Genomic DNA, 12,416 nt, shown 5'->3' on the forward strand with positions numbered 1-12,416 from the left:
GCTCAGAGGTCGCTGCCCGCCACCAGCGTGCCCTGCAGATAGGCAAGGTCCAGCTCGGTGCGCGCCAGCGCGAAGCGGCTGGTGATCTCTGCCTCCTGCGCATCCAGTGCCCGCTCCAGCGGCCCCAGAAGCTGCGCCGCATGGCCCCTGCCCGCGCGGTAGTCACGCAGCGCCAGCGCCGCCACTTCAGCCGCGGCGGATGCCTGCGCCGCTGCCGCCGCAGCCTCGGAGCGCAGCCGATCGCGATCCCGCGCAAGGCCACCGATCTGCATCTCCGCTTCCGACCCTGCCGCCCGCTCCGGCCATTGAACCTGCAGCGACGGGGCACCCCAGTCTCCGGCCTCGGCCCCCTCGCCCGCGTAGCCCGCCGCCTCTTCCAATGCGTCGAGCTCTTCGGCAGAGCGGCGCAGTTGCAGGCCCTCCATGTGGGAATGCGCCCCAAGGCGCTGCCGCGCCTCCTGCTCTGCGCGCGCAGCCTGCGCCTTCATCAGCGGCAGCGGCACGGCACCGACCATCTCACGCAAGGCACCCGCGCCCGCGACGCCGCCAAGCCGACCATCTGCCATGGCGACCAGCTCGCGGCGCGCCTCGGCCTCAGCCGCGCGGGCTTGCGCGAGACCGCGGCGCACATCCGCCACCTCGGCGCGCAGTTGGGCAAGCTCGGAGGACACCAGCTCACCCGAGGCAACCGCCTGCGAGATCGGCCAGTCCAGCCCCGCCAGATCGCGATAGCTGGCCTCATAAAGCGCGGCACGCGCCCGCGCCTCCTCACCGGCCAGATGCTGTGCGAGCGCCTCGTGCACGTGGACGTTGGCCTCTTCCGCCAGCGCCAGCGCCGCCGTCTCGATCTGTGCCTGTGCAAGGTCGCGCTCTGCCAGCTTGCGCGAGGTATCGAACCGCTCTGGCCGCGCCATGATGCGCGCGGACATGTCCCGCAGAGCCCCCAGAGACGCACCGCGCGCGAGCTCGGGCAGCCAGCTCAATTCCTCGGCCTCACCGCGCAGCGGCGCAAGCCGAAGCTCTGCCTCGGCACCGAAGGCTGACCCCTGCAGCACCGCCGCCGCGACCGCCGCATAGGGGGTGCCGGGCACGAGCGCCGAAGGGCGCTGCGCGAGCTGGGCCATCAAATCCGCCCCGTCGGGCTGTGCGCGCAGGCCGAGCGCAGGCGCTGCGGCGGCGACGCTGGCCGTGTAGGGCTGCGACGCCGGAGCGTCCGCGCCATAGGTTTTCATGCATGCGGGCAGGAGCGCGACAAGCGCGAGACCTCCGACCCAATGGAAAGACGATCGTGCCATCTTCCCCTCCCTCTCAACTCGAACACTCGCAAACCGGCCACGGCAACGTGCCGCACCGCATAGGGGACCGACGGAAAGCGAAATCACCTTCGAAAGACCCGGCGAACGAAAACCTCACCCGGCGCGGCACCCAAGGGGCGCACGCCATTGCTTCGTTCTGCCGATGATCACACCACTCTGCCTGTCACGGGCCACTCGTCCATATGGCGGACGGCAGCCTCTTACCCTGCAGTCCGGCGTATCTTATTTTCGCCTTATTTCCCAGACGCCGAGCCTAGGGCCCGGGAGATTGCGCAAATTTGAGAATGCGGCGTTGCCGGAATGTCGCGCTGAGTGACGCTAAGGCGACACAGGGCGGCAGAGGTAGCGCTCACATGAGAGTAAGCGTCCACAGCTGGTCGAAGACGGCGCGAGTCGCTTCAGGTCAGCAAAGGGGCGATCACCGGATGCTTGCGCGGGGCGCGGCATAGGGTGAGCAGAAGATCGGCAAGTTCCGGTTCGTCCACACGTTTCGCCGCGGCCTTGGGGCTGAACCACTTGCGCTTGCGTTCCTTGCGCTCTTTCCAGTCGCGTTTCAGCGTCTCGACGATCATCGGATAGACCCTGACCCGGCAACGCAGCGACGCGCCACCGTCCAGACGTTTGGGGTAGTGGTAATGGCCGATCAGGTCCTTCCCGACAAAGCCCTTCGCCCCAGCTTCCTCAAGCGCTTCGATCTCAGCCGCGGCCCAAGGCTTCTTGCCGTCCATCTCCCATCCTTTGGGCATCACCCAGCGACCGGAATCGCGCGAGGTGACCATCAGAATCCGGAGATTGCCTTTCTTGTCCCATTGCAGGGGAAGTGCTGCGATTTGCTCACCATGTGAGGACATTAAGTTGGAAGCCTTTCGGGGAAACCCGTGCGTGTTATCCAAGAAAGGTAAAGCTTCTGTGACGTTCGGCAACGCGCGCCGTACAAAATGCGTCACGCAAGCCAAGCAGATATGCGTTTGGAAAAAGCGATCCCCAGAAAACACGAAGGCCACCGCAATGCGGTGGCCTTGGTGTTTGCCATTCCCTGGAGGTGTCGAATGTCTTGCTAAAGCGACTCTCGGCGGCGGGGATAGCCTTAAAATCTTGGTCGTCCACCCATACTCTGCCAAGCATTCCCGACCCAAATGCCGAGCATTTCTGACCCAAGTCACGACGTTGCCCGACGATCTTTTATTCTTGTGAGTTCGGCACTTGGCTGTGCCCTGTCCAAGTTGTTCGTTGCCGCTCAGGACCGTAACTCGGCTACGGCTGTCCTGCGCGCTATTTGTCCAAATGGATCGAAGCGGGAACCGGAACGTTCGGGGCGATCTGATCCAAGGTTAGTGCGCTGAAGCGCTTCGCGAAGAGTGCCGTGGCCTCATGCATCGTTTCTGCCAGGACGGCGTTGACCTTGGTCTCGACGAGGCACTCCCCGTGTTCACTGCGACTGCCTATCGCAAACAGGTTCGGGCAACCCAACGCTTCGTAGACCGACATGAGCGTGATCCGCTCTAGCGGCTCTGCTAGCTGCCACCCCCCACCATGCCCTTTCTCCGACCGCACGATGCCAACGTCGCGCAGACCCGCCATCGTACGCCGGAAGACGGCAGGATTGGTGCCCATGCTGCGCGCCAGCACCTCGGAGGTCAGCGGCGCATCCGCCTGAGCCATATGCAACAACACATGGAGCACGTCGGACAGACGAGTGTCTTTGTTCATCCTGGGACCTTTCAGCTTCTCTGCGCCGCGACCGCGACCGCGACCGCGACCGCGATACCTGCCTATCTCGTACCTCCTATTGATACAAGACGGGACAGGGGTTACGTATCTGCAAGTGATACAAGAATCGGGCATCACCGCTTGCGGTGTCTCTCGGTCAGATAGAAGGAAAATCAAGTGACCTATGATGCAATCATTGTTGGAGGCAGCTTTGCCGGTCTGTCTGCTGCGCTTTACCTCGTGCGCGCCCGTCGATCGGTTCTCGTCCTCGACACAGGAAAGCCCCGCAACCGTTTTGCGGCGGCCTCTCACGGGTTTTTTGCACAGGACGGAAGCGCCCCCCTGGTCATGCTCGAGACGATGCGCGAGCAGGTGAAGGCCTACCCGGGTGCATCCTTTATGGACGCGAAAGCCGTGGATGCCACGCGCACCGGCAACACCTTCCACGTCGCTCTGGAGAACGGCGACGTGGTGTCCGGTACCAAGCTCCTGCTCGCCTACGGGATCACCGACATCTTGCCCGAACGTCCTGGCCTTCCCGAGCGGTGGGGGAAATCAGTCATCCACTGCCCCTATTGCCATGGCTATGAGTTCAGCGGTCAAAGGCTCGGGGTCCTCAACCTCTCCGAAGCCTCGATCCATCAAGCCAGCCTGATCGCCGAATGGGGGCCGACCACCTTCTTCCTCGACGGCGGCACCATTGACCCCGACGCCATGACGATCTTGCGAAAGCGTGGCGTCGGAATTGAACCGGGTACGGTAGCGGGTCTTGTCGGCGAAGGCGCCGGATTGACCGCCGTCAGCCTTGAGAATGCGCCCGAAAGGCCCATCGACGCGCTGTTCATTGCGCCTGCAAACCGCCCGAATAGCGACCTTGCCGAAAGGCTTGGGTGCGCCGTCGAGGCGGGGATGCTGGGGCCGATCATCACGGTGGACGATATGAAGGCCACTACGGTACCTGGGGCCCATGCGGCTGGGGACATCACGCGGTCCGGACACACGGTCACGTTCGCCTGCGCCGACGGGGTCATGGCCGCGCTCGCCATTCATCGGTCCCTGGCTTTTGGAGACTGACATCGTGACACATGAATACTCCCCCTTCACGAACCTGGCCACCGTCGCAGCATATGCCGAGAATGCCCGGCGCAACGTACCAGGACTAAGTGACCTTCATCACATGGTGACCCTGCTCCTTGCTGAACGAGCGCCAGAAGAGGCGCATATTCTGGTCGTGGGTGCTGGCGGAGGCATGGAAATTTCAGCCATGGCGGAAGCCCGGCCGATGTGGCGGTTCACCGGGGTCGATCCGTCAGCGGCGATGCTACACTTAGCCAAGGAAGTGCTCAGCCCGTACTGCGATCGTGTCGATTTGATCAAAGGCAAAGCTGAGGACCTGCCTTCGAGAACTTTTGACGGTGCGACCTGCCTCCTGACATTCCATAACCTCGAGCGACATGAGCGTCTGCGGGCCTTGCAGGAAATCCGGAGCCGACTGAACTCGGGTGCTCCGCTGGTCGTTGTGGAGCATACCGCGCCGGAGCCGGACCCCGAACGATGGATGACGCTTTCGAGCGCCTTTCGCGACCATGAGACTCCCGACTGGACGCAGGCTCGCGCCGCAGGGCGCAAAATGGTCGAACGGCTGACCTTGCTAACCCCTGACCAAGAAGAGCACCTTCTTCGCGAAGGCGGGTTCGTCGACGCCGCGATGTTTTATGCTGCCCTGACGTTTCGTGGATGGGTCGCACGTGCGCCGTGACTGCTACCCTACCCACCGCATCAATCGAACCAGGCCCACCGTGCTGAGAGCATGATGATTCTTGATCGAGCCGACCGGCAGCAAGGACCGGCTACCTGTCGTCCGACGCCGCTGCAGCGCTCCGAACCCCGGCCTACCCTTGCCGGACGCGCGTTTGCCGCGAGCGCATTCGGCAAGTGTCAGCCCAGACTCGCCCTCCGCCCCGATTTGCCTAGCGGCGAAGCGGACCTTCAGCCCGAGAGAATGGGGCCGCAGTGGTGCGGCCTCTCCGGTCATTGGCTATATGTCAGCTTCTGGAATTTTCAAACATCACGTGTAGCGATTTGCACCGCCGCCCGCCGGCAGGGATCGTGTACATGCCGGTCTCGGCGCCGCTGTCGTCCAGCATGGGCTGCACTGTGATGGGGCTGAGCAGCGTCCGCCGCGCGATGTCCTCGGCCAGTGCCGCGATCGACAGGCCGGCCTCGACGTTGCGCACGTTCGACTGGCTGAGCATCAGCTTGTTGAAGGGGATGTCACGCTAGGCGCTGAGGGTGATCTTCTGTTGCTAGGTCATCGGGATATCTCCACGACACGCCAGCCGGGAGCCTCTCTCTCGACCTCCAAACCCGTCACGAAAAACCCGGCACCCCTCTCATTCCGGGAGCGATGGCTCGTCACAGCGTCACACATGCGGCTCGCCGCGGGCTGTTAGCGCTAGTTGACTGGTCGCTGCTTGATTTGTGGCGTTAGGTTTGCCTATAATGACCAAATATCTCCTTTATACTTTTCTCAGGGACTGATTGGAAAAGCAGCGATAGAACGTACGGGGTGTTAGATGCGGACTATTGGTTTGGCATGTTTCTCAGCGATGCTTTCAATTTGCCCGATGGTGGCCTCGGCTGAAATCTGTGAGATACCTGCAAATGACGAGGCTGGCGATAGCCACGTGCCCTACACCGGCGAGACGATGGGCGATAGAAGTTTGGTACACCTTCGATGGGTGGCTGATGCTGATCCTCTCCTGGATGCCGAGGGCCGACCTGATGGAGAACTCGTCGCATGGCATCTGATATACAATATTCACCCGGACAATCTTGCGTTTAAGTGGCCCAAGATAGGTTGGAAGCGTGAGTTTGACTTGCCGCTCGTGTCCGGCCAAGCGGATTGCGACGAAGCTTTTGGGCAATTCAGCCTCGAAAGAGACGCACCTATTATCCCATCGAGGTCCAGCCGCCAGAATGCGCAAGCTTATATCCGCGTCGCTGATGGTGACAGTCATAGTGAGAGTGATGGCGATGGCACCGACGAACAATCAACTCGAACCGGTGGCGCCACAAGAACTGGAAAAATCGTCGAGGGAAAGTTTGAAACACAGTACTTGATATACTCCGCAATGACACATATCCCGAACGATGGTGTGATCGAAGCCACCTTTGACTCCAAAGGTGGCGCCCTCTTGGCATGGGCCCCTGCCTCAGTTGGCATCGATTTTGAAGAAGCGCGGTCACAAATCAAGGAGTCAGGATTCGATGTGGAGGTGTACGACTCAGCTGAACCATTGCCTGGCGACGACACCCCATTGCAAAACGTCGTTGGCGAAGAGGGACTAGATTATCTCGGGTTTTCTCCAGAGAGTTTCACCGCGACGTTTAAGATTTCCGGGGAACCCGCGAGGGCACAAACCCAGATAATAATGCTCTCCCCAGACCGTCAGCCAATTGGCGTCAAGGTCTTGCCTGTACCTTGGGCAAGTTCGGCGAAATAAAATTATGAAGGAAGCAATCATACTTGGTCTCGCGACCGGCGTCGGATGGTTGATCTCATACCTGATACCAGTTGATCTCTCCCTACCCTCGGAGCGGGTTTTGACTTTTATCGGAATAGGAGCGGCACTTTGCGGCGGAGCCTGTTGGATCATAGTCTCCCGCCTCGACAGGGCTTGGCTGGAGATCTCTGTTGCCATCGCCGCGCTTGTTTTACTCGTCTGCAGCGCTCTGCAAGTTCATTGGATTGTCACTGGAGCACCCGGTGCAGAGAATTTGCAGCCACTGTTCGTCTGGAGTGCACTTGGAATTTTCTCACAGGGCGTACTCTTTGAATCTGCCGGCCTTAAGATCGCCGGGGGTTGAGCGACACCATTTCGGTACGCTAGCAGAGCTGCGCAGCGTGGACGGTGCTCTTTTCCGTGCATTCTGGCGAACATCTCAGATCAAACCTGCGGAGCAGAGATCCCATTTTTTTCTGAAATCTACCGATTTTCGTCTTTCGTGAGACTCCTTCGAGTAACTCTTTCGCCTCCGCCCATCACCAGCCGCGCATCCTGCTGCGGCTTCGACCGGGCGACCGCCGTGATCCTTTGCAGAATGTCGAAGGCGCGCTCGGGCGGGCGGCTTTCCTCGGTCAAAACCGTCTCGCCTTTCCCCCTCTTCTCCGCCTTCGAGAACCCGCGCTTGCGCAGGAAGTCCTGACGGACCTCGTCGGACCAAGCGACGATGTTCTCCCGCGCCGCGCCGATGCCGTCGATGAAGGGGCGCCGGTGAGGACTCGGCGAAGCGGAACATTACTGAACAATCAGACATTCGCTGCACACTAACGAATAGACAAGATGGGCTCGGAAGGGCCAATCTCTGTGCTCCGCCCGAACGGCAGCTATCGCGAAATGAACCCAGTGGAGCTAGGTCGGCTATCTGCGCATTGCTGCAGCACCACACCGCCCACGAACCGCCCGCTACTCCCAACCTGCATCCATGAAGCTCTTCAGGTCAAAATCGGGGTCTCGCGCGCCCATACGCTCAACCTGATCCTGAATTGGCCGCAACCGTTCGAGCAGATCTTGTTCTGCCCGCATCCGAACGAGTTCGGAAATTAACTGGGCCCGTAGCTTATGATACTCCGCAGCCTCCACATCCACCTCGCTCATGGCCAAGAGCAAGCTCCTCAGGCGTTCGATGTCATCATCCATGGCTCGAGCTCCTCAGGGGTGCCCCATGCGCGGCAACCTGCGATCGCTCGTAGGCTCGAACATGTCGCCCTCCGCAGCTGACTGTCGGGACCCCTTCCCTATCCAGCCTCCGCGCCAAATGGATCGGGGCCACCTTCGACGCCTTGGCGAGCTGCCCAAGTGTTAGAAACCGTGCCTCGAAGTCACGGATGCTGGACCGGGTGATCAGGGAGTGTCGGTGATTGGTATCGGCGTTCACACATTCCGCTTGGCCGAGAAACCCGGCATCCCGAAGCGCCCGAATGGCTCCAACCCCGATCTTCAGGTAGGCTGCGGCCTCAAGCGGCGTCAGATCGCGCGGCGCGAACTGGACCTCTCGCGCGCCGACTTCAACCTCTTGCGGCACTAGGATCGCCTGAAGTCCTGTCACGTCTGCCACACGGGCGAGCCCCTCGATTTTACCATCCCGCCAGAGCATGATCAGGCGGACCAAACCAATACGATGGTTTCGGCAATGGTCACGAAGCGGGAGGTAGCTCCCGACACCGGCCGCTTCTGGCAAAGCAGCCACATCTGCCAAGAGCCGACCCACATCCTCCGCGTAAACATAGCGCAGCGCCGTACCGAACCTGATCGAACGCAGAACTCCCTTGTCGATCAGCCCCTTTACCTGCGTCGGCAGAACGTTCAGTGCAGCAGCCGTAGATTTGAGGTTTCGCAACCCACCCCAGAATTCGAGCGCCCTGTCGAGCTGCTCCGGCGTCGTTTCCGTCAGGGCTTCAGTCTCTGCATCGGAAAGAGCATCGACGTGGCCGATCAGCCGCTTCAAGAGTGCGACCCCGAGGCCGGTTTGCCTGCGCGCTGTATCAAATGACATGCGCTGGACACCGGGCACCGGCCTGCCCAACACGCGCCTGTTGGGCTTCATCGTGTAGCTGCGCACCGCGAAAGCGTGGACGCAGGCGACCAGGCCTTGCAGCTCCGGGCGCTCGTGTGCGGCGCGGAGCCAATGGTAGAACGCGCCGAGGTCAGTCGAATAATACGGCCGGCGCGAGCAGGAGCGCGCTTTGAGCTCCTCCATGCAGCGAAGGAGGCTCTCCGGACCGGCGGAAAGAACCCGCAGCCCCTCGACGCAGAATTGGCGTTCCTGATCCTGACCGTAGGCTGAGAAATGCTGCAAAGGCGCGCCGCAGATGACCGCGCCCAGCGTCATACAAGCCCCGTGCAGATGAGTGAGCTCCAAACCACGGAGCCAGTCATCCTGCGGGCCCCGGTAAATCCTGCCGCGGACGTAGGTTTCGAACTCGGTAGGCTCGTATCCCTGCTGTCGGTCCGCAGCTTGCTTTACCAGATCGCGGTGGAGATCGACCTGGGCCACGACATCATAGGTTTCATGCGAGGTTGCAGCGCGCGGCAGGTCCAGAAGAGCCGTCCCGTGGCGCTCGCACCCGAAAAGACACAGGACGTTCCACTCGAGCAGCTGATGCGCCCCATACCGTCCCATTTCCCCAAGCGCCTTTTCTATGCATGTCGGACAGACCCGGCTGGACGTGCGCCGGAACACGCCCGTGCTGCTCTTGGTGCGACCGACCCGGTAGTGACCGGTCCGAACCTGCGCTGCGCTCCAAAGCTCAAGATGAGGCAACTCAAGGCCCCCGACGTCGGCGAGCAGAGCAAGCTGGTCCAGGTGGCCAGAACAGAGAAACGGCCACCGCATGCCCATGTCGGAGCATAGGTCTCGCGGCCTGACACCATTTCGGGCGGCGAGCCGGGAGCCGATGCTTGCGGGAGTTTCCCCGTTGAGCGGAGAAACGGTCAGCGCCAGTCGCACATTGTGCATGTCGTCCTCAGGCATCGTCGCCCCCGTCATCGAAACACCGGCGCGGATCGATCCGGTGGAAGTCCTCGGCGAGAAACGGGTTCAGGCCTGGACCTACGGCGGTCCGCATGTGGTAGACCTCGGCAAAATGCCGTCTGGACAGACATGCCTCCAGGCCGTCGGCGCGGAGAGCACGCGTCAGCGCCTCTACGATGAACTGAGCGAGCAACCCGAACTCGTAGTCCGCCGCCAGCATGAGGCGTGACGCGAACTCCGCCTCCCTGACATCGTCATCACGCTGCACCTTCGCCCTGTCGCAGTAACGCGCCACAAGGCCAAGGACCTGATCCTGCCCTGCATACGGCGACAGGCGTTCGATTTCGATCGGATACATGCGGCGTGCCAGCTGCGCGTCCTGATTGATGATCGACTTGAGGCCGGGCATTCCGGTCAGGAGGAGGCCGACGGGCCACTGGCTGTTCTCCATCAGGGACTTGAGCGTATTGACGATGGCCTGCCGCTCCTTGTCGGTCTGGTGCTGGGCCAAGTCCTGCGCCTCGTCCATGTGCATGAAGAGGGTTTTCCGCAACTTGAACTGCTGCTTCACGAGACCCCAGATCACAGCCGCTGACCGATCGCGGACGAGCGGATAGCCCGCCGCGTGCAGCGCAGCCGTCGCGACGAACTTCATCGTGGCTGGCGACGGCACTTTGAGGCTGATCATCTCATTCACGCCGTCCGGGTCGTCATACACCAATCGTTTCCGATAGCGCCGCCTCAGCTCCTGAATTGCCGTCGTCTTGCCCGCCCCTGAGCGACCGACGAGGACGATCCCCCTGAGGTCGGACACAATGCCCTCGGCGAGGTCCGCGCGCCTCTGTTCGAGCAACTGGTCGAAATACTCATCGAGGCGGTCGTAGGCCATGGTCGGGACGTACGCGCCCCGAATGTCCTGAATGATCTGCCGGACCTCAGGATTACTCTTGTTCGTCTTCATCACTGAATCTCCATTCGATTTCGGGATCATTCGGCAGTTGGAACTGATCGGAAGAGTCGTCGACCGAGGGCACTCCCTCGATGTTCGCCCCCTTTGACGCAGCAATGTCGGAGAGCGAGCTGGTCAGGTTTGCCGTCCCCGCGGCCGCCGGTTTCTCGATGACCTCGCCGGGGACGATCCCGAAACTCAGGCCGTAAAAGCTTTCGTGCTCCGCCCTGCGAATATCTTTTGCGGACACGGTCAATGGCCCGATCTGGCGCCGAGCGCGTTGGTGATCATCGATCTTCTTGATGCGCTCGAGGGCGGCATCGACGACCTCGATATGCAGGCGCGAGGCGGCCTTGTTCGACCGCCGCAATTCCCGGATGGTTGCCTCCCAAACGGCGAGCGACGTTCCACGCGCATTCGGCAATCCAGCCGGAATTGTGTGCCATGCATCATCGAACCAGGCAGAGACGTAGCCCATGTCCTCTGGGTCGATGCGAAGATCGATCTGCTGCGCCCCCCTCCGCTGGAAAAAGGCGGCGAGCTTGCGGCTCGTGTAGGCTATGCCGCAGACTAGGACGCCGTGACGACCAAGCTGACGCTTTTGCGGGATACCAAGGAAATGGCGGAGAACATGCGGTGATTTGGCCGGGCTATGCCCGTAGAGCGCCATCAATCGGTTCCAGGTGTCGGCGGGTGTCGCGTATTCCAAGCCACGATGCGCGCGATGGTGGTAGGCATCGACGACGAAGCGCACCATAAGTTCCACAATGCTGTCCGCGGTATGAACCACATACTTGTCAGACGGGTAGTCGCCGCGCTCCTGCGGATTGCTAAACGTTCTGCCGGTCAGGAGCGGCATGAGCATCGTGACGAATGTCCGGAAGACGCGTTCAACGCGTCCCCGCAGCTTGGGCACACCTGCAGGCAGAACTTCATACCCGATCCCGAGGTCTGCGAGCGCCGCCTTGAACTCCGGGTTGACGAAGGAAGCTCCGTTGTCCACCACCACGTTGAAAATGTGGCCGTGCTGGCTCCACTCTGTCTTGCACCCCAGCTGTTTCGATATCTCGCTCTTGTTCCGCATGGCCAACCATAGGGTTGCCAGTGCGGTCTCGTGGCTCGGCGTTCTCGCCATCTTGATGGCCAAGATCACCCTCGTCGCGGCATCGATTGCGACGCAGACCCAGAAGCGCCCTGTCCGAAGTTCGTCAAACTTCGGCTCGCTGACATCAATCCCGGCTTCTTCCAGCATGGCGATGAGGTCGATCTGCCACTCGTCCATTTCGATGCGCTGCAAGGGCGCTTCGATATCAAGACCCTGACCGTAAGGTCCCAACTTGTTCTTGGCCTTCGCTACTCCTTCCCGAGCCGCGCAGGTTTCAAACTGGTCGAGTTCGGCGATGCGTCGTCGCACCGTACTCTGGCAAGTCTCCCGCTCAGGCAGCTGGTCACTCAGCGCAAGCGACTTGTTCAATTCACGAATAATTCGATTTGCCTCATCCGCGATGTGCGGGATGTTGACCCGGCCCGGATGCAGGTATGTCTTGATCGCAGCCTGTATGGCACTCTCGACCTGAGACGAGACCCGCTTGGCATTGCCCCCGTTAAACCGGCTCTTCTTGACGAAGCACATGGGATCACGTGTTTCCTGCCAAAGTCGCACCGAAGCCATTAGGGCCGTGCGACCGGGATGCTTCTTGGAGAGAAGTTTCCCCAGCTCCGCCCCATCCCCACCATGGCGTATCTGCTCCAATATCTTGGCCTCGACACGTTTTTCCAACTGAGGGAGGAATGCGACGCAGGGGTCATTGGAGCGGTTTACCTCGCCATTCGCCTCCGCTTCGAGAAAGCTGTGCAGCGACACCGCTGGTGAAACAGCGCGACATTGCAGGTGGTGATTTTGG

General features: G+C 61.2%; 10 protein-coding genes and 1 pseudogene. 3 read left to right on the plus strand and 8 right to left on the minus strand.

Going from position 1 to position 12,416, the window contains the following annotated elements; genetic code table 11:
• Positions 1–2: 2 nt before the first annotated feature.
• The 3 genes from G0A00_RS20190 to G0A00_RS20200 form a co-directional block, all read right to left on the minus strand.
• Positions 3–1,295, minus strand: a complete 1,293-nt coding sequence (locus G0A00_RS20190; protein ID WP_164183531.1) for a hypothetical protein — start codon at positions 1,293–1,295, stop codon at positions 3–5.
• 419 nt (positions 1,296–1,714) lie between these two features.
• Positions 1,715–2,167, minus strand: a complete 453-nt coding sequence (locus G0A00_RS20195; protein ID WP_164183552.1) for an NUDIX hydrolase — start codon at positions 2,165–2,167, stop codon at positions 1,715–1,717.
• Positions 2,168–2,588: 421 nt separating this feature from the next.
• Positions 2,589–3,026: an Rrf2 family transcriptional regulator gene (locus G0A00_RS20200; protein ID WP_164183532.1), complete on the minus strand. Its 438-nt coding sequence runs from the start codon at positions 3,024–3,026 to the stop codon at positions 2,589–2,591.
• Between the two features lie 177 nt (positions 3,027–3,203).
• Here G0A00_RS20200 and G0A00_RS20205 point away from each other — a divergent pair, with 177 nt between their 5' ends.
• Complete coding sequence (locus G0A00_RS20205) at positions 3,204–4,100, plus strand: NAD(P)/FAD-dependent oxidoreductase (RefSeq protein ID WP_164183533.1); 897 nt, start codon at positions 3,204–3,206, stop codon at positions 4,098–4,100.
• Between the two features lie 4 nt (positions 4,101–4,104).
• Positions 4,105–4,785 (plus strand): class I SAM-dependent methyltransferase, encoded by a 681-nt coding sequence (locus G0A00_RS20210; protein ID WP_368667726.1) that lies wholly within the window; start codon positions 4,105–4,107, stop codon positions 4,783–4,785.
• A 301-nt stretch (positions 4,786–5,086) separates the two neighbouring features.
• On the opposite strand, the pseudogene G0A00_RS20215 reads toward G0A00_RS20210, so the two are convergent.
• A pseudogene (locus tag G0A00_RS20215) lies at positions 5,087–5,299 on the minus strand (ParB N-terminal domain-containing protein); the annotation flags it as partial.
• A gap of 303 nt (positions 5,300–5,602) precedes the next feature.
• Here G0A00_RS20215 and G0A00_RS20220 point away from each other — a divergent pair.
• Entirely contained in the window at positions 5,603–6,532 is a 930-nt protein-coding gene (locus tag G0A00_RS20220; RefSeq protein ID WP_164183535.1) for a hypothetical protein, read from the plus strand.
• A gap of 963 nt (positions 6,533–7,495) precedes the next feature.
• On the opposite strand, the gene G0A00_RS20225 is transcribed toward G0A00_RS20220, so the two are convergent.
• The 4 genes from G0A00_RS20225 to G0A00_RS20240 all read right to left on the minus strand — a co-directional run.
• Complete coding sequence (locus G0A00_RS20225; RefSeq protein ID WP_164183537.1) at positions 7,496–7,729, minus strand: hypothetical protein; 234 nt, start codon at positions 7,727–7,729, stop codon at positions 7,496–7,498.
• Positions 7,722–9,563 carry a TniQ family protein gene (locus tag G0A00_RS20230; RefSeq protein ID WP_164183539.1) on the minus strand — a complete coding sequence of 614 codons (1,842 nt, stop codon included), beginning with the start codon at positions 9,561–9,563 and terminating at the stop codon, positions 7,722–7,724. The genes G0A00_RS20225 and G0A00_RS20230 overlap by 8 nt, the downstream gene beginning before the upstream one ends.
• Entirely contained in the window at positions 9,556–10,524 is a 969-nt protein-coding gene (locus G0A00_RS20235) for an ATP-binding protein (protein ID WP_164183541.1), read from the minus strand. Before G0A00_RS20235 ends, G0A00_RS20230 begins: the two co-directional genes overlap by 8 nt.
• On the minus strand, positions 10,505–12,416 hold a 1,912-nt coding region (locus G0A00_RS20240; protein ID WP_164183543.1), incomplete at its 5' end, for a Mu transposase C-terminal domain-containing protein. The genes G0A00_RS20240 and G0A00_RS20235, both read right to left, overlap by 20 nt.

This window comes from Salipiger sp. PrR002 (assembly GCF_010500775.1).
Lineage (GTDB): Bacteria > Pseudomonadota > Alphaproteobacteria > Rhodobacterales > Rhodobacteraceae > Salipiger.

Coding starts and splice junctions, on each gene's coding strand:
- G0A00_RS20235 (WP_164183541.1), bottom strand. CDS start 10,524: ATGAAGACGAACAAGAGTAATCCTGAGGTCCGGCAGATCATTCAGGAC.
- G0A00_RS20195 (WP_164183552.1), bottom strand. CDS start 2,167: ATGTCCTCACATGGTGAGCAAATCGCAGCACTTCCCCTGCAATGGGAC.
- G0A00_RS20225 (WP_164183537.1), bottom strand. CDS start 7,729: ATGGATGATGACATCGAACGCCTGAGGAGCTTGCTCTTGGCCATGAGC.
- G0A00_RS20190 (WP_164183531.1), bottom strand. CDS start 1,295: ATGGCACGATCGTCTTTCCATTGGGTCGGAGGTCTCGCGCTTGTCGCG.
- G0A00_RS20200 (WP_164183532.1), bottom strand. CDS start 3,026: ATGAACAAAGACACTCGTCTGTCCGACGTGCTCCATGTGTTGTTGCAT.
- G0A00_RS20220 (WP_164183535.1), top strand. CDS start 5,603: ATGCGGACTATTGGTTTGGCATGTTTCTCAGCGATGCTTTCAATTTGC.
- G0A00_RS20230 (WP_164183539.1), bottom strand. CDS start 9,563: ATGCCTGAGGACGACATGCACAATGTGCGACTGGCGCTGACCGTTTCT.